This is a genomic window from Brevibacillus ruminantium, from assembly GCF_023746555.1.
Classification (GTDB): Bacteria; Bacillota; Bacilli; order Brevibacillales; family Brevibacillaceae; genus Brevibacillus; species Brevibacillus ruminantium.
Genome location: NZ_CP098755.1, coordinates 2,090,254 through 2,110,440 on the forward strand (window position 1 = coordinate 2,090,254; position 20,187 = coordinate 2,110,440).

Genomic DNA, 20,187 nt, shown 5'->3' on the forward strand with positions numbered 1-20,187 from the left:
AGCAGGGGGAGCTCGTACAAGGAAGATGATTCTTGTGCGGCTCCCCTTTGCCCCCGATGATTCGCAAATATGAGGAATTGTCTGTGTCTATAACCCAATCTTTGAAATATAGTCCAAACAGACAAAGGGAAAAGTGTAGAATTCACATAATTGTAATTACTCATATTATTTTTAATTATCAAGATACCAGACAAGGGGGAATGCTTTCGTGAAACATCAACTGGCTACAGAGAACAGGGTAGAAGAAAGCAAATCGACTCGAATCAAGACCTTGATCGGTTCGATTCTGGGGTATGCGGCTGACGGATTGGACATGCTCCTGCTGTCGTTCGTACTCGTTTTCGTCATCAAGGAGTTTGGCTTGACACCGGGGCAAGCGGGAAATCTGACGTTGTACACCACCATTGGTACCCTGGTCGGCTCGTATCTGTTCGGATTTTTAGCGGACATGTATGGACGGATTCGCATTTTTTCGATTACCATTTTGCTTTATTCTGTTGCAACAGCACTTATCTATTTTGCTACGGATTATTCCCATCTTGCTATTCTCCGCTTCCTGGTGGGGATGGGCGTCGGCGGAGAATTTGGAATAGGGATGGCTGTCGTCAGTGAAACCTGGTCCAAGAGCAAACGGGCCAAAGCCACATCCGGCGTTGCGCTGGGCTGGCAGCTGGGGGTACTGAGTGCATCTGTCCTGGCTGCACTGGTTGTGCCAACCATGGGCTGGCGTGCCGTATTCTTGTTTGGTCTGATTCCTGCAGCGCTTGCCGCCTATGTCCGCTTCGGACTGAAGGAACCTGAAATCTGGAAGAGCAAAAACGAGTACAAGAAGCATCTACAAGCCAAAGCGCAAGCCGGTACGCTGACGCCCGATGAAGATGCAGCATTGAAACGCATGAGCGGCTTTCCTTTGGGCAAGCTGTTTGCGACGAAGCAATTGACAATCGCGACGATCGGACTGACGATCATGTCCTTCATTCAAAACTTTGGCTACTACGGAATTTTCTCCTGGATGCCGACGGTACTTGCCGAGAAGTACGGATACACCCTGGCAAAAGCGAGCGGATGGATGCTCATCTCTACCATCGGCATGCTGATCGGGATTATGGTGTTTGGGATTTTAGCAGACCGGATTGGCCGGAAGAAAACATTTGCCATCTATTATATTGGGGGAACGATCTACTGTATCCTGTACTTCTTTGTCTTCAAAGACGAGGCAATGCTGCTCTGGGGAAGCTCGCTGCTCGGCTTCTTTGTAAACGGCATGATGGGCGGCTTCGGGGCGGTGCTGGCCGAAGCGTATCCAGCAGAGGCACGTTCGACCGCAGAGAACTTCATCTTTGGTACGGGCCGCGGACTTTCTGGCTTTGGACCAGCGATTATTGGCGCAATGAGCGTCGGCGGCAACATCATGGGAGCTATGTCGCTGATCTTCCTGGTATACCCGATTGGCCTCTTGGTCATGTGGACGATGGTCCCGGAGACCAAGGATGTCGAACTGGATTAACGGATATCTTGAGAAGCTGCGGAGCATTTGGCCGCAGCTTTTTTGAATGAGAAAAGCTAGGTTTTTTGGCCCCGCATCATAGTGCTATTTAAACAAAAACTCGCGGGAACGAGGCGGTGGCGAGTAGAGGCATGTTTCCCTGCTCAGCTCCGGGTTTCTCCCGCAATGGAGCGTTCACTGTCCGCTCCAAAGGGGATTACTCAATTCAGCTTCCTTCGCCAGGCGTATCTTCCCGGATACGCTATAATAAAAAGATCAATGCTTCGAGATGAATCCAATCAGGCGAGGAGGCAGCCATGGCAATCACGGTAAAAAACTTGATGAAAATCGGCGGGCTGCGGCAATGCAAGGTCGTAGCGGGCCACTTGGGACTGGAGCGGGAAGTCAAGCTGGCCACGATCATGGAAGTGCCGGATATCGTCCGCTGGCTAAAAGGGGACGAGCTGATCCTCACCAGCCTTTTTCCCATCAAAGACGACCCCGTGGCACAGAAGCAACTGGTTCGTCAGCTTCATGAGATCGGCACAGCAGCGCTGGCGATCAAACCGCATCGTTTCGTCGACGAGATTCCCGCTTCCGTCCTGGAGGAAGCAGACCGGTACGCTTTGCCGGTCATCGAAATTCCGGAAGCGATCAGCTATCTCGATATCCTCCCGCCTGTGATGAATGCCATCTTTGATCGAAAAGTCGTTCTCCAGGAAGATTTGGAGCAGGCAAGTCGGCTCTTGCATGAGATTTCCCTAAACGAGCAAGGAATGGAACCGCTGATTGAAGCGCTCGGCATGCTGACCAAAAATACGATTACGGTAGAGAGCCTGCTTTCGTACATGAGGGTTCCGTCACTTCCGTTTTCCGTCACGCCCCTGACCAGCCAGCAGCTAAAAGAGCTTGCCATTATCAAAAGACCTGTCCGCTTGACGCGTCAATGCGAATACGGCGAGACCGACTGTATCGTGGCGCCGATCATGCTCGATGGACATGTGTACGGAAATATTACCTGCTGGGCGTTTGACATGGAGCATTTGGAAATGGATTTGGCCGTGCTGGAAAAAGCTTCTACACTATTGGCTCTGGAATTTTTGCGCCTGAAGGTCAGATTTGACGTCGAGCAGCAATACAAGAGCGATTTTTTGCGAGAACTGTTTATCAATGAAAATCTTTTGCCGGAGGATGTTCGGGAACGCGGGCGTCCCTACGGATTTTCACTGGATACTGCCTATGTCTGTCTGGTTCTCCAGTTTACAGGACAGGAGCGGGGAGACAACCCGTTTGATCTGGGGGATCGGGCAGAACGGTTGATCCGTCACTCATTTCCCGAGACGATCACCGGATTTTTGCGGCAGGCTGTGTACTGTCTTTGCGCGGTTGGAGCGGAGGAGTCCGATGATGTGATCAAGAAAAAGACCGAAGCGATGACAGAACCGCTCCGCAAGCAGTTTTCTGCCGGGAAAACGTTCCGCCTGGGAATTGGCCGCAATCACGGAGCAGGATTGGCTGCTCTGCAGGAGAGCTTTCGGGAAGCGGAAAAAGCAATTTTGCTGGGGAGTGCCATGCCTGGAAAGCCTGCGGTCATACATTTTAACGACTTAGGCATATATCGGTTGTTGGCCCAATTACGCGATCAGGGAGAGCTGCGCCATTTTTATGATCAAACGGTGGGAAAGCTGTTTCAATATGACCGCAATAGTGATCTGGAACTGGTAAAGACACTCCGCATCTATTTTCAACACAATGAGACGCTGACGGAAACAGCGCAAGCGCTCTTTATCCATGTCAATACATTGAAGTACCGCATTCGGCGCATCGAAAAAATATCGGGCCACAGTCTGCAGCAGTCAGAAGGGAAACTGATGCTCCATTTAGGTCTGAAGATAGCGGAATTGATCCGAGACGATTATCGGTTCCACTAAGGTACATGCCCTGTACTTTGTCTGAAACGACAAAGGTTTTGGGCTCATCGGACAAGAATTTTCGTAGTAGAAATAAAGCGGAAATTCGTAAGCAGTGGAGGCAGCGATGAACCTGAAACGATTGGAACAATGCATAAGGACATTAAATCAATTTGGTTATTCAGACAATACCATCAACCGCTTGGCGTATTCTCCAGCAGAGCGGCAGGCGGTTCGCGGGCTGGCGGAAATGTGCTTGCAGGCAGGGATGTCCGTGCGCATGGATGCAGCAGGCAATCTGATTGCGACTCGCAAAGGCACCGACCCCTCTTTGCCAGCAGTTGCCTGTGGATCACACCTGGACTCGGTGATTGATGCCGGACAGTATGACGGGGTAATCGGCGTGGCAGCCGGTTTGGAGGCGATTCGATCTTTGAATGATCAAGAAATCATCACTCGCCACCCGATCGAACTGATTTGTTTTACTTGTGAGGAATCTTCGCGATTCGGCGTCTCGACGATTGGCAGCAAGGCGATGGCAGGCGTGTTGGACCGGGAAGCCGTGGGAGCGTTGGTTGACCGTGATGGCACCTCATTCCGGGATGCATTGTCAGAATGTTTCCTTCATTTTGACAAAATGGATCATGCTGCCCGTTCTTCCAGAGAATTGAAATTGTTTCTTGAGCTGCATATCGAACAAGGCCCCGTTTTGGAGCAGGAAGACAAGCCGATCGGAATTGTGACGGGCATCGCCGGGCCGACACGTCTGCACGTGCGTGTCCAGGGGAAAGCGTCCCATACAGGCACGACTCCGATGGATCGCAGGCAGGATGCTTTTTTAGGAGCTGCGGAGATCGGGCTTGCGCTGGAACAGGCCGCCCTGGAAGAAAAGCAGTACGGTACAGTGGGCACTGTCGGAGTGTGCAACATCACGCCGGGAGCGATGAATGTCGTTCCTGACGCCGCAGAGCTGAAAATTGACATACGCGGTATACACGTCTCTTCCAAACAGGCTGTGCTGCAAAAATTGCTGAGTGCATTTGAACGGGTCGAGCAAACAAGAGGCCTTCGGGTCGAATGGCGTCTGCTCAGTGACGAAGAGCCGGTGCTGCTCGATCCGTCCGTGATCGGTGCACTCGAAGAAAGCTGCCGGTCGCTTGGACTTCCTTATCTCACCATGCCGAGCGGTGCCGGACATGACGCGATGAACATGGCACGCCTTTGTCCGACTGGAATGATTTTCGTTCCGTCGAAGGACGGACTCAGTCATCATCGGGACGAGTATACGCCGATAGATCAGATTGGCATGGGTGCAACTCTGCTGGAGACGATGCTCAAGCAAGCGGCCATCGTGGAGGCAAGTCAGGCAAGCGCGAAACCAGATCAGGTGGGGGAGAGCGTATGAAACAGGGAAACATGAGAATTCTGTCCAATCGACAGGTGAGTGACCGCTATTGGCATATGATCGTAGATGCGAGCGGTCTGGATGCAGAGGTTTATCCCGGTCAGTTTTTCAACATCCGTTGTTCCGAGGAAACCTATCCGCTGCTGCGTCGACCCTTCAGTATTTACCGAATCAATCGTTCCGCGGGTACCCTGGAGTTTCTCTATCTGGTAAAAGGACTGGGGACGAAGCGATTGACGGAGCGAAAGGCCGGGGAAACGGTCGATATCTTCGGACCGCTGGGTACCCCTTTTACTCTGCAAGAGGACTGGAAAACCGTGCTTCTGATCGCTAGAGGGGTGGGCATTGCCACTCTGGCTGCATTGGCCCAGGATGCGGCGGAGAGAGGAATCCGCGCGGCTGCTATTCTCAGTGCGCGGTCGCAAAATGATCTGCTCGCGACTAAGACCCTTCAGGGGTTCGGTGCGGATGTCTATAAGGTCACGGAGGAAGACGGAAACAGCGATGTGGTTTCGGTCCGTCTGTTGCTGGAGAAAATTTTAGAGCGGCACAAGATCGACGCGGCATTTACCTGCGGCTCGAAGCGCCTCTCCCGATTGCTGCAAGAAGTGACAGCGGTCCATCAGATCCCTGCCCAGATCGCACTGGAGGAGCATATGGGCTGTGCGATGGGAGTCTGTTTTGCCTGCGTCTGTGACGTGCGTGAGGGAGAGACATTGAAAACCGTCCGCGTCTGCAAGGAAGGGCCTGTCTTCCCGCTGGAAAAGGTGGTGTTGGCATGATCAGCACGAACAAAACCGAACTTGATCTGACTGTTTCCATCGGCGGTCTTACGCTGCAAAATCCAATCATGCCGGCCTCGGGAGCATTTGGCGAGGATATGGAAAAGGTCGTCGATTTTAACCGATTGGGTGCAGTCGTGCCCAAGAGCATCACGAAAGAGCCTCGTAAAGGGAATGCCACTCCACGGGTCTGTGAAACCGTAGGTGGAATGATTAACTCAATTGGAATCCAGAGCAAGGGAATTGCCTATTATCTCGAAAATATTGTTCCGTACTACGGGCGCTACGACATCCCGTTAATTTCCAGCATCTCTGCCGACTCGGTTGAGGAGTTTGCTGAGATGTCGGAAATCCTTGCCAGCAGAGTAGAGGTATCTGCACTGGAGCTGAATATCTCCTGCCCCAACCTGAAAGGAAATGGCCTTGCCTTTGGGATGGACCCGGAGATCACGTACCGGCTCCTGCAGACAGTTCGCCAGGTGACGGATAAACCGCTGATCGCCAAGCTGTCTCCCAATGTAACCAGTATTCAGGAGATCGCCAGAGCGGCGGATGAAGGCGGCGCCGACAGCTTGAATGTCGCCAACACGATTTTGGCCATGTCCATCGATGTGCATACGCGCAAGCCCAAGATCGGCAACGTCATGGGCGGACTCTCGGGCCCGGCAGTGAAGCCGATTATCGTGCGGATGATCTATCAGGTGAGACAAGTATCCGCACTGCCGATCATCGGCTGCGGTGGTGTGATGAACGGGGAGGATGCGATCGAGATGATCCTCGCCGGAGCAAGTGCGGTACAGGTCGGGACGGCCAGTTTTATTCAGCCGACAGCCATGCTCGATATTCTGGAGGAAATCAAACAGTATATGCGTCAATACCAAATTACCGACATTAAATCACTGGTCGGACAGGTATATGTACAAAAGCAGAAAATGGAGGAATGCTAAATGAAGTGGGATCACATCATTCGAAACGGTCATATCGTAACCTCTCAGGAAAGCTATCAAGCGGATCTCTACATCAAGAATGGGATCATCGCGGCGATTTCTCCTTCCACAGAGCCTCTGCCAGGTGAAGCAGCCGAGGTGACTGACGCAGTAGGCAAATACGTTCTGCCTGGCCTGATGGACATCCATGTGCACTCCCGTGACCCCGGCGCCACTTACAAAGAAGACTTTTACCACTCCACACAAGCTGCCGCTGCAGGCGGAATCACGACTGTATTTGAGATGCCAAATACCAATCCGCCCATCAACAACGTGGAGAATTTTCACAAGCAGGCAGCCAATCTGGGAGAGAAAGCGCATGTAGACTTTGGCATCTGGGCGATTTGTCTTGGTCATCTGAATCTGGAGGATCTCCTTCCCCTTCACGAAGCAGGTGTGATCGGTTTCAAATTTTTCTGGGGGTATGCGGTCCACAGCAAAACCTTCCAGCTGATGTACAATTACAAGGAAGGGATGGAGGATGTGATCCCGCCGTTCAAAGACGGGGATGTGCTGGATATTTTCCGGGAAGCGGCCAAGACCGGTCAAATCCTGGCGATCCATGCGGAAAGCAATGACATCATCCAGCATCTGACCAAAAAGGTGGAAGCAAGCGGCCGCCGGGACTATGAAGCGCTGCTGGAGGGACGCCCCAATCTGGCGGAAATTGTGACGGTTCAGACGGGAATCGCTTTTGCCAAAGAAACCGGTGCGCGCCTCCACATCCTGCATGTCAGTACAGGAGAGGCCGTCGATTTGATCAAGCAGGCACAGGCTGAGGGATATCCGATCACAGCGGAGACGTGCCCCCACTATCTTTTCCTCGATAACGAGGATTTTCACACCATTGGTCCAGCGATGAAGGTGTATCCGCCGGTGAAGTATAAAAAAGATCAGGAGCGCCTCTGGAAAGGCATTGAGGAAGGCGTCATCTCTGTCGTCTGCTCCGACCATGCGCCGCATACAGAGGAAGAGAAGGATGGCGATCTATGGTCCATCCCGGCTGGCATGTGCGGCGTTGAGACGCTGGCTCCGCTCCTGCTGAACGCTGTTCATGAGGGCAAGCTGACGCTGCAAAAGGTCGTATCCGTTTTGTCGGAACAGCCGGCCAAGCTGTTTGGCATCTACCCGCAAAAAGGCTCGCTCCAGGTGGGGACGGACGCAGACATCACCGTTGTAGACATGGAGAAACCATTTACGATCAAACGCGATAACCTGCACAGCAAAAGCAAGGTGACCGCGTACGACGGTTGGAGTGGAACCGGTACGCCGATTCAGACGATTGTGCGCGGGAAGACGGTGATGAAAGAAGGAGAGATTGTTGGCGGACCCGCAGGACGGCTGGTCACACCCCGGTCCCAACCGAAAAACGAATAACAGAGCAGGGATCAAACGAGTGAGCAGATCCCTTGTTTGATCCAGAGGAGGCAAAACATGCAGACAGAGGTAACCAGGTTGATTCAGTCACATCGTTCGATTCGCCGATACACGGACGAACCGATCGGAGAAGAGGTGCTGGCCGATGTATTGGCGTGCGCGCAGTGGGCACCCTCATCCCATAATGTACAAGCATACAGCGTCATTGTCGTCAGGTCTGAGGAAAAGAAAAGGGAGCTTGCCCAGTTGTGCGGCTCCCAAAAATGGGTGGAGCGCTGCCCGGTGTTTCTGGTGTTCATCGCTGATTTCTATCGCCTGAAACAGGCATGCGAAATGAACGGGACCAAGCTGGCTGCTGACGAAGTGGAGAATCTGCTGGTAGCGGCCGTGGATACAGCATTGGCAGCAGAAAACGTGCTGCTCGCCGCTCGCTCGCATGGGCTGGGGGGTGTGATGATCGGGGGCATCCGCAACAAGCCGCAGGAGGTCGCACGTCTGCTGAACCTGCCGCCGCTTACCACGCCCATCATGGGGATGTGTCTCGGCTATCCTGATCAGGACGTGGAGCAGAAGCCGAGATTGCCAAAAAGGGCTGTCTTCCACGATGAAGAATACCGTTCCGATCACTTCCCCGAAGCATTGGAGGAATATGAAGCCATCTCCTCCGAGTATTATTTGCGCAGAACAAGGGGAGAACGACCGGAGGGCTGGACGAAGCAGATGGCCGATTACTTGAGCAAGCCGCGTCGAGCGCATCTCAGCGGTTTTTTGAAGGAGCAGGGCTTTCCGCTCAAATAGAAAGGCAGTGAAAAGAAGGCTAGTGCGAGGCTGGGCTAGAGAGCAGGTTACATACCTAGGAAAGAGTGCGTGGAAAGCAAGTAGAAGAGCAAGTAGAAGAGCGAGTGCAGGCAGGCCACAGTTGAAATCACAGTTCGTGTGACAGAAGCGGAGGGAGCAGGGCTGATGGGGAGAGCGGATGCAGGCAAACGTATGAGCTTCGTTGCTACGGGGGACAGCTTTATTACACGAAGGCTGCCTAAGGTGGAATCGGTGGACTTTCAAAAGTTGGCGGCGGTTATTTCTCAAGCTGAGTTTCGCTTTACCAATCTGGAGGTGACAACGCACCGTTTTGAAGGCTTTCCCTTTGCTTTCAGCGGGGGGACCTGGGCGATTGCGCCTCCAGAAGTGCTCCTCGATTTAAAGGCATTTGGGTTCAATATCATGTCCTGGGCCAATAACCACACAATGGACTATGGGTATGGCGGATTGGAAGCGACTCGCCGACATTTGAATGAGTACGGAATTCCGCACGCGGGTGTTGGCCTGAATCTGGCAGAAGCCAGCCAGCCGGCTTATCTTGATTGCCCGAGTGGTCGTGTGGCACTCATCGCGGTTACTTCTACCTTCCATGAATCATGGGTGGCAGGTCAGCAGCGTCCGGACATGGCGGGGCGACCCGGAGTCAATCCGCTCCGTTATACGACTACCTATCAGCTCCCTGAAGAAGAGCTGGAACAGCTGGCGGCCATTGCAGCCAAGCTGCCGATTAACGCAGAGCATCGCCTTTCTGTCAAAGAAGGGTTTGCCGTGGAACATAATGACGGCAGTGTGCGATTTGGGCAATACCTGTTTGCGCCGGGAGAAGCGGCGGGCTGCCTCACTTCTCCGCTGGAAAAAGATTGGATGCGGGTCCGGCGAGCTATCGCAGAGGCCCGCCGCCAGTCTGACTATGTCCTCATCAGTGTCCACTCTCATGAGATGTACGGCGAGGATAAAAACAAAGCAGCGACGTTTCTGGAGCTCTTTTCACGACAATGCATTGACGAAGGCGCAGATGCGGTGATCGGACATGGTCCGCATGTACTGCGCGGAATCGAGATTTATAAGAATCGCCCGATTTTTTACAGTCTCGGCAATTTTATTTTTCAAAATGAAACGGTCAGTCATTTGCCGTCTGATTTTTACGAAAAGTATGGATTGGGGCAAGAGCACGGGGTAGCAGACGCTTTTGACACTCGGACACAGAACAATACCAAGGGATTGGGTGTCAACCCGCATGTGTGGGAATCCGTTCTCCCGTATTGGACGATCGAAGATGGAGCTCTGAAAGAGATTGTGTTGTATCCGGTGGAGCTTGGCTTTGGTCAGCCCAGGTACCAGAGGGGGTGGCCCGTCTTATCGGAGAAAATCAGCATTCTGGAGCATTTGCAAGAGCTGAGTGAACCCTATGGCACTGCGATAACGATAGACGGTCAGGTAGGCAGGATCCAGCTTGGCTAGCCCTGCGTAAAAGGGTCATGGATGCTAACCTGTGAATCAATCAAAATCAATGGAACAATGAGCAAAAAGAGACTTGTCAGGGCTATGCGCTCCACAAGTCTCTTTTTCCAAGCAGTCTATACATACAAGCCCCCTGTATAGATCGCAGTCAGCGTTTTGGCAATCGTCTCCAAATCGGCATGCTGATCACTGCTGACGATGTCCCACAGATACATTTCATGAGAGTAAAACCAGCCTCTCGCAACCAACTCCGGCACCAATCCGCTTCGCGCCAGCCCCTGGCTCTGTGAAAAGGTGATATCCTGAGAAATTCGGCTGATAAATCGCTCCCGTATTTCGGCCCATTTTTCTTGTGCCGAGACAGAGACGCCGATTGCTTCCGCGAGTACCTGAAGCATTTTTCGCTCGGATTCGGCCAGGCGCAAAAAGGCAAGTGTCTGGCGGAAGATCAGTTGTTCGGCTTCCGCACGCGAGACCGGAGCAAAAGGCCGTTCCGCAATCGCGTAAAAGGAAGCCATCACATCCTCCATCAGAACGATCAAAAGGTCATCCTTCCCGGTAAAATGCACATAGGCAGTCCCGTAACCTGTTTTTGCCCGCTTAATAATCTGAGAGATCGTTGTTTTATGGAAGCCTTCCTCGCGAAATACCTCTTTGGCTGCTTCGAGGAGCTTCTGACGCGTCTGTTGTGAGCGCAGATGGCGACCATCTGTCAATGGCTTCGTATTTTCCACTGTTTGGCTCCCCCTTTCTGGTTACAGGATACAGGGATTTGGCAGAAAAAGAAAGGGAAAAGAAGTGTGATAACAGACTTTTTAGAATATTGACACCACGTCAACTTTTCTGTAATCTTTAACTAACTTATTTCTGTGCGAGGGGGGATTCTCTTGACATATTCTTCGTTCCTGCCAACGGAAGAGTATGCGTTTGAGCGGGATGCAACGGATCATCTGGGACATTTTCGCAAGGAGTTTTACCTTTCGGAGAAGTCGATTTATCTTGATGGCAACTCTCTGGGACTGTTATCCGTCCGCGCAGAGCAGGCGGTATGCGACGTACTGAACGACTGGAAGCGGCTGGGGATTGACGGTTGGACGGGAGGAGATCGCCCCTGGTTTTTTCAGGCCGAACAGCTGGGGTCGCTGCTTGCTCCGCTGGTAGGGGCTGCTGCCGATGAAGTGATCGTAACCGGATCGACCACGGTCAATCTGCATCAGCTGGCTTCTACTTTTTATCAGCCTGCAGGGAAGCGGACAAAAATACTTGCTGATGAGCTTACCTTTCCCTCTGACTTGTACGCCCTGCAAAGTCAGGTGCGCCTCCGGGGGCTTGATCCGGACGAACACTTGGTACTGGCAAAAAGCGGAGATGGCCGCTTTCTGGATGAAGATGAGATTATCGCTTGCATGACGGAGGAGATTGCGCTGATTGTGCTGCCGACCGTCCTTTACCGCAGCGGCCAGTTGCTCGACATCCCCCGACTGACCGAAGAGGCTCACAAGCGCGGAATTTTGATCGGATTTGACGGATGCCACTCGGTCGGAGTGATTCCGCATCAGTTTCAGGAGTGGGACGTCGATTTTGCCTACTGGTGCAATTACAAGTATCTGAATGGAGGTCCTGGCAGTGTTGCGGCGTTGTATGTTAATCGCAAACATTTTGGAAAGGTGCCGGGTCTAACCGGATGGTTTGGTTCTGACAAAGAAAAGCAATTTGATATGGAGCTTACCTTTTTCCCGGCCCAATCGGCGGGAGCGTACCAGATCGGCACTCCTCATATCCTCAGCATGGCTCCCTTGTTCGGATCGTTGCCGATGTTTGCCGAAGCCGGGATGGAGGCGATACGCGAGAAGTCTTTGCAGCAGACGGCTTTCCTGATGCAGCTCCTGGATACTGAGCTGGCCGGTCACGGCTTTGTGCTGGGCAACCCGACCGATGACCAGAGACGCGGGGGCCACGTCAGCCTGGAGCATCCGGAAGCGGCCCGTATTTGCAGAGCCTTGAAAGAAAACGGAGTCATCCCGGACTTTCGTGCCCCGAACGTAATTCGTCTGGCACCTGTGCCCCTCTATACCTCATACCATGACATATGGAGATCTGTTCAAATCTTAAAGCAAATCATGGAGCAGCGAAGCTATCAGCAGTATGAAAACAAACGCGGCGTGATCGCCTGATCAGGGGGATGCAAAATGAGCTGGATTGACATTTCTCGCCCGCTTGCCTCAGGTGCACCCACATGGCCAGGGGACACTCCGTTTCAATACGAAGTAAGCTGGCCCAAATCAGATAGCGGTTCTGTCAACGTAGGCAAACTGACGATGAGTGTGCATACAGGGACACATGCAGATGCTCCCTTTCATTTTGCCGATGACGGCAGAAAGATGATTGATTTGCCAATTGACGTGTATATCGGAAAAGCAAAAGTTCTCCATGTATTGGGAAAAGAAAGCATTGGCGCAGCCGATCTGTCAAACTTCGATTTGACAGATGTGACGCGTTTGTTACTGTGTACCGGCTCCTGGAAAGACCCGCAGACGTTTCCCACATCCATTTGCTACCTCCGGCCTGATCTGGGGCCATTCTTATCACAGCAGGGCATCCGTCTTATCGGAATCGATACTCCATCCATTGATCCTTTAGACAGCAAGGAGCTGCCTGCCCATCACTCCCTTCATGCTTTTGACATCCATATTCTTGAAGGACTTTTGCTGGATCATGTCCGGCCAGGCGATTATGAGCTGGTCGCGCTGCCCCTGCCGCTCGTCGAAGCGGACGGAAGTCCCGTGCGTGCTGTGCTGCGCAGTTGGTAAATTCTCGGGATTCCATCTTGTCTGGCAAAACAAGCGGGTGGTTTACGGTCTGCGTGGCATTTGGTTTCATCCCCATGAACAGGGATTGAAAAAGGAGGAAGGGGACATTGACAAAAGAACTGTCAGATTATGAGAAGTACATCCGGACAGAGGAACTGCTCCGCTTGCAAAAAAGAGAGGATCAGCTCGCATGCGAGGATGAACTGACCTTTCAGGTGATTCACCAGATTGCCGAGCTTCACTTCAAGCTGGTTATGCAGTATTTGGATATGGCAAAAGCCGCGATGACCGCCGGGAAGGCTGATGCCGCTTCCGATCAGCTCCGGCGCATGAATCTTCACATGAAGCAGCTGCCCGAAGTATTTGAGATGGTCAAGGTCATCAGTCCTTTTGATTACCATAAGATTCGTCTGGCACTGGGACGAGGCAGCGGACAGGATTCTCCTGGCTTTAATCAAATCCTGCAGGCAGGTCCCACACTTTGGGAGCCGTTTCAAAAGTTAATGGCAGAAAGTGGGCTTACTCCGCTCGAATTGCAGAAACAGCCACAGTCGCACCCCTCCCTGTTTCGCCTGATGCAGGAAATGCTTCAGTTTGATGAAAGCTTCCAAAGCTTCCGCTACCATCATTTGCAGCTGGTACGGAGAATGATCGGACTGGAGACAAACAGTCTGAAAGGGGTTCCCGCACAAGCACTGCAAAAAGGAGTCCGCTTTGAATTTTACCCGCCGCTGTGGAAAGCGATCAGTGAATTGACGGACTGGACCGGCTCTAGTTATCAAGCGAGGCCGCTCGGCGAATAAGCAGACAAAATAATGATGGAAAAAGCGTCCCTTCAGGCGAAACAGCCCTTTGAAGAGACGCTCCTTTTTTATTATTCCAATTTGATTTCAGACCAGATCCGGTCGTAGAGCTTGACGGCATTGCCGATATCTACCATGTATTCTCCTTTTTCCAGCTCGCTCTTCGGCGGGTAGACAGCCGGGTCCTGCAGGATTTCCTTGTCAATCAGTTCATGTGCGGCCAAATTGGGATTGGCGTACGGATAGTGTGAGGAGATTTCTGCGCTAATATCGGGACGCAGCACGAAGTTGATAAAAGTCTCTGCGGTCAGTTTGTTCGGACTGCCTTTCGGGATGACAAAGTTATCCTGCCACAGCTCCATGCCCTCCGCAGGTATTACGGTCAGAATGGAGGGATTTTCCTGGCGTGCGAGAGATGCCTCGGCACCGTAGACGATACCGGCTGCCACCTCGCCAGTCACCAGAAGTGTTTTGGGGCTGTCACTGTCAAAGGCCTTTATATTGGGAAGCAGCTGTCGAAGAAATTCCTTTGACTTTTCCAAAACAGCCGGATCTGTCTCATTCAGCGACTTTCCCTGCATCTGGTTGGCGATCCCGATCATCGAGCGAGAGTCATCCAGTACGACCAATGAATCCTTGAACTCCGGTTTGAGCAGATCGCGATAATGGCTGACCGGCGTAGAAACCTTGTCCTTGTTGATCGCGATCACGACATTTCCCCACATGTAAGGAACTGAAAATGCACCATCGGGATCGGCGGCCCGTTTTAAAAACTCCGGTCCAATGTTTTTGATATTGCTGATATTTTCGTAATCCAGCTTCTCCATCAGATCCTGCTTGCGCATCAAATCAATCATATAATCGCTCGCGACAGCCAGATCATATCCGGATGAATGGACAGCCAGCTTTGCAAACATTTCCTCATTGGAGGAGTAGGTGCTGATATTCACTTTGACGCCGTACTCTTTTTCAAAAGCCTCCAGCACACTGGTCGGGATATACTCAGACCAGATAAAAAGATTGAGCGACTTCGCCAATTTTGGTTGAGGGCTCGTCTCTCCCTTGGCCGTCGTGACACCTGGTCCTGGGTTTTGAGCAGAAGGGGAAGTAGCAGTACTGCATGCAGTCACACCTGTCAGAAGGGCAGTGAGCAACAAGAGCAATACGAGTGGGCTTGTCCAACTTTTTCTAGTCATCTGTATCTCTCACCTTCATTTCCGCTGTAATGAAAGATCGGGAAGGCGTGGTGAGCCGCTCCCGATCTTTTTATACTCAAGTTACGCACTACGATATTTGCCGAAGAGGGGCAGTTTTTTCAATCACATCCCACATCATGCCGCGAGCCTTCAGGCGCTCCAAAAAGGGAAGCGGATCAATCAGCTCGGGAGGGATGCAGCCAGTCGCGCCAAGCAATCCTTGCGCCATCATGTCGACAGCGACGACTGGCGGGATGCCTGTCTGCCAGATCGTAGCCTGGAATTCAGTTTTGAAAAAGACCTCATCATGGTTGGCGATCGTGTACACGTAAACTTCTTTTCGTTTGTTATTCTTTCTGCCTTTGACGAGAGCACCGACAGAGGAATATCCGTGAATTTTGCCTGCCAGGTCTGCTGGTTTGGGCATCGTTGTCACGACTACATCGCGAGGGACAACCTTAATTCCCCTGACGTCAATTTCTTCGTCGCTGTCCAGTCCCAAATAGCTCAGCACTTTGAGCGTGTTGACGAAATCGGGATGGAGCGCGTATTTGAAATCCACGTATTTGCAGCCCTTGGCTCTGCCGATGGTTTCACCGAGGGTGGTGGCTTCCTCGTGCTCTACGTTATAGCAGTCCATCCAGCCGATGGGTTCAGGGAATTCGAACTCCTCTTTATTGGCAAAAGGAGTAGGGAGGTACTGCTCCCCTTTTTCAGCCGTCCAGTAGTTGGGTTTGGCCAGACACTCTTGAATCGCGGTTTGCGGGCTGAAGAAAGAGCAGAAGCCGTCATAGTCGACAACCGAATTATCGGCATCGCGAATCAGGATTTCGTCGACCTCATCGAGCTGATCGACCGCGTAGCGGGCAGCGATATTGGAGAAGCCCGGATCGCAGCCGAGTCCCATGATGCCGAGTATGCCTGCCGCTTTAAATTTGTCGTTCCAGGCCAACTGCTTGCGCAGCCATTGTGGGCCGCAGGAAGCGGTGTCGATATAATGGGTTTTTGTATTCAAGCAAGCTTTCATTACTTCAAAATTGTTTTCGGGTAAACCAATATGCAAGAGCACATCAATGTCCTCTAAAATACTTTGCACACTGTTTACGTCGCGCGCATCGACGCGTTTTACCTGAATTTCCACATCGGTTTCCCGACGCAATTCAGCAGCCAGTTCTTCCGCAGGTCCGATCGAAATATCGGCCAGCACCAGTTTTTTTAAATAAGAGGATTTTGCCAATTCGCAGGCACTTACCTGTCCAACACCGCCAACTCCTACTATTGCGACTCGCATAGAGTCCTCCTTCCATATGGTCACACGTTCTATCTTCGCATTCGAAACAGCCATTTCTGCAAATGCAGATCAATGGTAGCGGGGAATACAATAACCTGATGCACAACATCGATGGGTTCACGCGGACGAAGTCTCATCCAAACAACCTCCTTCTGCCGTTACAGGCAGGAAATAGTTTTGCGCAGCTAAGTGGGACGATGGTGCAAATATATGGGCAAAGGCCTTCGCATCAAGTTCCACCTCCTTTCAAAGAAAACAACGGGGGTATACGGTCAGCCTGATGATCTTAGCTAACTATATTCGTCATAGCTGGCGTCCCATGCGCAAGGGAAAAGAAAAAACATAATCAGATTTTTCTGAATATAATATGCAAGAATAGTTCCAACGAAAGTCAGCGGGTTCACCCTTTTTCGCTAGCGGGTTTTGCGATCACTAATTTATCAATCATGAGAATTTTGACGGAAATCTTTATCAAAAAAGAGAATTTTTCACCCTGCTGTTTTCCAGAGGAAGCAAAGCATTGTTGTGAAAGGTCAGAAGAATCAGTTGACGCGGTGACAAGAATTTCTTACAATGTTTTCTACAGGAACATACGAATCTTATCCAGAGTGGCAGAGGGACTGGCCCGATGAAGCCCGGCAACCGTTGCAATATCGCGACAAGGTGCCAATTCCTGCAGGACACGAGGTCCTGACAGATAAGAAGCGGGAGCATCCTCTCTATGAATGCCAACCTTCTTCTTACTGGAGAAGGTTTTTTTATTTTCCAATTTCATACTTCTTTCTTATCCAGAGAGGTGGAGGGACTGGCCCGATGAAGCCCGGCAACCGTTGCGTATTTCGCGACAAGGTGCCAATTCCTGCAGGACGTGATGTCTTGGCAGATAAGAAGGGGTCCCGTTCACGACGAGCCTTCTTCTTATCCGAAGAAGGTTTTTTACTGTACCCAATGACGAGAAAAAAGGAGTGGGCATGATGAGTACGGAGGCAGTAAAAGTGGGCTTGTTAGGTGTCGGAACAGTAGGGGGCGGGGTGCTAAAGACAATTCGCCTGCAGCAGCAAAAGCTGTCGGAACGGTTGGGCCGACCCGTTGAAATCGTCAAGGCGCTTGTACGTGATCCCGGAAAGAAGCGGACTGTGGAGCTCGATCACGATCTGATTACCACCCGGTTTGAAGAAGTCTTGAAATCCGATGTGGATATCGTCGTCGAAGTAATGGGCGGGGTCGAGCCTGCTTATGAATATGTGCGGGCATTGATCGAAAAGGGCTGTCATATCGTGACGGCCAACAAGGAATTGCTCGCGAGGCACGGTACGGAACTGATTCAATTGGCGAATCGCCACCAGGTTCAGCTTGCTTACGAGGCGAGTGTGGCTGGGGGCATCCCGATTCTCGGAGTCCTGCGCCAGTTTTTGCGGACGAATGATATCTCGTCCGTCAGTGGTATCTTAAACGGGACGACCAATTTTATCCTCACCCAGATGGAGCAGGCCAAGCTGCCTTACCATGAAGCATTGAAACAAGCGCAGGAATTGGGCTACGCAGAAGCGGACCCCAGCTCTGACGTGGAAGGCTGGGATGCTTTGTACAAATCCTATATTTTGGCCCAGCTTGTCTTCGGTGAAGCCCTGCCGCTCAATCAGGCACGCAGGAGGGGCATTGATTCCCTGCATCTCGGACAGCTCACACTGGCTCATGAGCTGGGATACCGGATCAAGCTGCTCGCTCAAGCCACGAAGGCGGAAGGAGGCGTTCAGTTGTCGGTCAGCCCCACCCTTTTGCCTCTCGATCATCCTTTGGCACAGGTACAAGGTGCTGATAATGCGGTACAAGTTTCGGGAAATATCGTGGGTGATCTGCTTTTCATGGGGAAAGGAGCGGGAGAGTTGCCAACCGCAAGCGCCGTCGTGGAAGACCTTGCCTATTTGCTTACGCAGCGCTTTTCCCCCCACCCGCTTTGGCGCGAGCGACAAGGAAATCATGGTGTGGGAAAAGAAGGCACATGGAGTTTTGTCTACCTGGAAAGCACGGGCTTGCAGGGGACGCCGGAGCAGATTCTTCATTTTTTGAACCTGGGAGGTGTTTCCATAGCGAAGCAGCGAATACAGTATGACTGGGCAAATGTGCTGCGAATCGGAGTGATTGCCCGTGGCTTTACCGATGAGCATAGAGCAGCCCTGCAGCGTGATTTTGGCATCCAAACAGACGTATTCCCTGTAATCTCCAGGGGAGAAGAGCAGGACATATTGGGTGCAAAAGGGAGAGAGGTCGATGGAAAAGAGATACATTTTGGCTATTGATCAGGGGACGACCAGTTCCAGGGCCATATTATTTGACAAAAGCGGGAGCGTCGCAGGTGCGGCTCAGAAGGAATTTACGCAGCTCTTCCCGCAGCCGGGCTGGGTCGAGCATAATGCCATGGAGATCTGGTCTTCCGTAGTCGGCGTGATCGGGGAGGTGCTCGCCAATCACAATGTCTCCGCAGCAGAAGTAGCGGCGATCGGAATCGCCAACCAGCGGGAAACGACGGTGGTATGGAACCGGCATACAGGCATCCCGATCTATCATGCCATCGTCTGGCAATCCAGACAAACCTCGGCGATATGCGAGAAGTTGAAGCAGCAGGGGCATGACGAGCTGTTTCGGCAGAAAACAGGTCTGCTCATTGACGCCTATTTTTCCGGGACGAAGGTAAAATGGATTCTCGATCAGGTGGACGGGGCACGTGAGCTTGCGGAGCGGGGCGATCTGTTGTTTGGGACCATCGATACCTGGCTGATCTGGAAGCTGTCGGGTGGGCGAGCCCATGTTACCGACTATACCAACGCTTCGCGGACGCTGATGTACAACATCTTCGAACTGAAATGGGACGACGAGCTGTTGACGATACTCGGCATACCGCATTCGATGCTGCCGGAAGTAAAAGGCAATGCAGAGGTGTACGCTGCGACGGACAAGGACCTGTTTTTCGGTGCCGAGGTACCCATCTCAGGGGCGGCGGGCGATCAGCAGGCAGCTTTGTTTGGGCAAGCCTGCTTCGCTACTGGCATGGCGAAAAATACATACGGTACCGGCTGTTTTTTGCTGATGAATACGGGAGAACAGGCAGTCCGCTCGGCGCATGGGCTGTTGACTACGATTGCCTGGGGTCTTGAGGGAAAAGTGGAGTATGCACTGGAAGGAAGCGTGTTTGTCGCAGGTTCGGCAGTTCAGTGGTTGAGAGACGGCCTTCGCATGCTGAAAACCTCTGCGGAAAGTGAACGGTATGCCACGGCCGTGCCATCGACCGAGGGTGTGTACGTCGTCCCGGCATTTGTCGGTTTGGGAACGCCGTATTGGAACAGCGACGTGCGCGGAGCGGTTTTTGGACTGACGCGCGGGACCCAAAAGGAGCATTTCATCCGCGCCACACTGGAAGCACTGGCCTATCAGACCAAAGACGTCGTCATGGCGATGGAAGCTGATGCCGGTATTCCGCTGACCAAGCTGAGAGTAGACGGCGGCGCTGTCATGAATCAGTTTCTGATGCAATTCCAAAGCGATATCCTGGACGTTCCGGTGGAGCGGCCGCAGATCCATGAGACGACCGCGCTGGGAGCCGCCTATTTGGCTGGCCTGGGTGTAGGCTTTTGGAAAAGCAAGGAGGAGATTCAACGCAACTGGCAGTTGGATCAAACCTTTGCCCCGGCACTTAGCGAAACGCAGAGAGAGGCCCTCTATGCGGGCTGGAAGAAAGCAGTTCAGGCAGCGCTGGCATTTTTGTAAGTGTTTTCATTGACAGTAAATGAAATGTATGGTTATACTTTAGAAAAGTTGATCGGTTTGAAATGACATACGGTTAGGCGGAGAAATCGGAGAAAA

16 protein-coding genes and 2 riboswitches are annotated in these 20,187 nt (G+C 52.1%); of the genes, 13 read left to right on the forward strand and 3 right to left on the reverse strand.

Translation table 11 applies throughout. The features are described from left to right. Window positions 1-208 precede the first annotated feature (208 nt). From NDK47_RS10205 to NDK47_RS10240, 8 genes are all read left to right on the forward strand, one after another. Entirely contained in the window at window positions 209-1,507 is a 1,299-nt protein-coding gene (locus NDK47_RS10205; RefSeq protein ID WP_251874714.1) for an MFS transporter, read from the forward strand. 296 nt (window positions 1,508-1,803) lie between these two features. Further along, window positions 1,804-3,417, forward strand: a complete 1,614-nt coding sequence (locus NDK47_RS10210) for a PucR family transcriptional regulator (RefSeq protein WP_251874715.1) — start codon at window positions 1,804-1,806, stop codon at window positions 3,415-3,417. A 106-nt stretch (window positions 3,418-3,523) separates the two neighbouring features. After that, window positions 3,524-4,801, forward strand: coding sequence for a Zn-dependent hydrolase (locus NDK47_RS10215; RefSeq protein ID WP_251874716.1), 1,278 nt, complete (start codon window positions 3,524-3,526; stop codon window positions 4,799-4,801). Next, a complete protein-coding gene (locus NDK47_RS10220) occupies window positions 4,798-5,583 on the forward strand; it encodes a dihydroorotate dehydrogenase electron transfer subunit (protein ID WP_251874717.1) in 786 nt (261 codons plus the stop codon). The genes NDK47_RS10215 and NDK47_RS10220 overlap by 4 nt, the downstream gene beginning before the upstream one ends. Next, a complete protein-coding gene (locus NDK47_RS10225; protein ID WP_251874718.1) occupies window positions 5,580-6,530 on the forward strand; it encodes a dihydroorotate dehydrogenase in 951 nt (316 codons plus the stop codon). Before NDK47_RS10220 ends, NDK47_RS10225 begins: the two co-directional genes overlap by 4 nt. Further along, on the forward strand, window positions 6,531-7,946 hold the full coding sequence (gene allB, locus NDK47_RS10230; protein ID WP_251874719.1) for an allantoinase AllB: 1,416 nt from the start codon (window positions 6,531-6,533) through the stop codon (window positions 7,944-7,946). Between the two features lie 57 nt (window positions 7,947-8,003). After that, the gene (gene nfsA / locus NDK47_RS10235) at window positions 8,004-8,744 is read left to right on the forward strand and encodes an oxygen-insensitive NADPH nitroreductase (RefSeq protein WP_251874720.1); all 741 of its coding nucleotides are present in this window, start codon (window positions 8,004-8,006) and stop codon (window positions 8,742-8,744) included. A gap of 165 nt (window positions 8,745-8,909) precedes the next feature. Further along, window positions 8,910-10,226 carry a CapA family protein gene (locus NDK47_RS10240; protein WP_251874721.1) on the forward strand — a complete coding sequence of 439 codons (1,317 nt, stop codon included), beginning with the start codon at window positions 8,910-8,912 and terminating at the stop codon, window positions 10,224-10,226. A 116-nt stretch (window positions 10,227-10,342) separates the two neighbouring features. Here NDK47_RS10240 and NDK47_RS10245 read toward each other — a convergent pair whose 3' ends face one another. Beyond that, window positions 10,343-10,960 (reverse strand): TetR/AcrR family transcriptional regulator, encoded by a 618-nt coding sequence (locus tag NDK47_RS10245; protein ID WP_251874722.1) that lies wholly within the window; start codon window positions 10,958-10,960, stop codon window positions 10,343-10,345. 153 nt (window positions 10,961-11,113) lie between these two features. Here NDK47_RS10245 and kynU point away from each other — a divergent pair, with 153 nt between their 5' ends. The 3 genes from kynU (at window position 11,114) to NDK47_RS10260 (ending at window position 13,839) form a co-directional block, all read left to right on the forward strand. Then, the gene (gene kynU / locus NDK47_RS10250; protein WP_251874723.1) at window positions 11,114-12,400 is read left to right on the forward strand and encodes a kynureninase; all 1,287 of its coding nucleotides are present in this window, start codon (window positions 11,114-11,116) and stop codon (window positions 12,398-12,400) included. Between the two features lie 15 nt (window positions 12,401-12,415). Next, the gene (gene kynB, locus NDK47_RS10255) at window positions 12,416-13,036 is read left to right on the forward strand and encodes an arylformamidase (RefSeq protein ID WP_251874724.1); all 621 of its coding nucleotides are present in this window, start codon (window positions 12,416-12,418) and stop codon (window positions 13,034-13,036) included. 107 nt (window positions 13,037-13,143) lie between these two features. Next, window positions 13,144-13,839, forward strand: a complete 696-nt coding sequence (locus tag NDK47_RS10260) for a tryptophan 2,3-dioxygenase family protein (protein WP_251874725.1) — start codon at window positions 13,144-13,146, stop codon at window positions 13,837-13,839. A 71-nt stretch (window positions 13,840-13,910) separates the two neighbouring features. On the opposite strand, the gene NDK47_RS10265 is transcribed toward NDK47_RS10260, so the two are convergent. Together NDK47_RS10265 and NDK47_RS10270 are read right to left on the reverse strand one after the other, a co-directional pair. Further along, on the reverse strand, window positions 13,911-15,035 hold the full coding sequence (locus NDK47_RS10265) for a polyamine ABC transporter substrate-binding protein (RefSeq protein WP_251874726.1): 1,125 nt from the start codon (window positions 15,033-15,035) through the stop codon (window positions 13,911-13,913). Window positions 15,036-15,123: 88 nt separating this feature from the next. Continuing rightward, window positions 15,124-16,326 (reverse strand): saccharopine dehydrogenase family protein, encoded by a 1,203-nt coding sequence (locus NDK47_RS10270; RefSeq protein ID WP_251874727.1) that lies wholly within the window; start codon window positions 16,324-16,326, stop codon window positions 15,124-15,126. 596 nt (window positions 16,327-16,922) lie between these two features. Continuing rightward, a riboswitch (SAM riboswitch) is annotated at window positions 16,923-17,030 on the forward strand. A gap of 77 nt (window positions 17,031-17,107) precedes the next feature. Further along, window positions 17,108-17,216: riboswitch (SAM riboswitch) on the forward strand. A gap of 84 nt (window positions 17,217-17,300) precedes the next feature. Between NDK47_RS10270 and NDK47_RS10275 the strand changes: the two genes are divergently transcribed. Together NDK47_RS10275 and glpK are read left to right on the forward strand one after the other, a co-directional pair. Next, window positions 17,301-18,626 carry a homoserine dehydrogenase gene (locus NDK47_RS10275; RefSeq protein WP_251874728.1) on the forward strand — a complete coding sequence of 442 codons (1,326 nt, stop codon included), beginning with the start codon at window positions 17,301-17,303 and terminating at the stop codon, window positions 18,624-18,626. Further along, window positions 18,598-20,091 carry a glycerol kinase GlpK gene (glpK, locus tag NDK47_RS10280; RefSeq protein ID WP_251874729.1) on the forward strand — a complete coding sequence of 498 codons (1,494 nt, stop codon included), beginning with the start codon at window positions 18,598-18,600 and terminating at the stop codon, window positions 20,089-20,091. Before NDK47_RS10275 ends, glpK begins: the two co-directional genes overlap by 29 nt. Window positions 20,092-20,187: the final 96 nt, after the last annotated feature.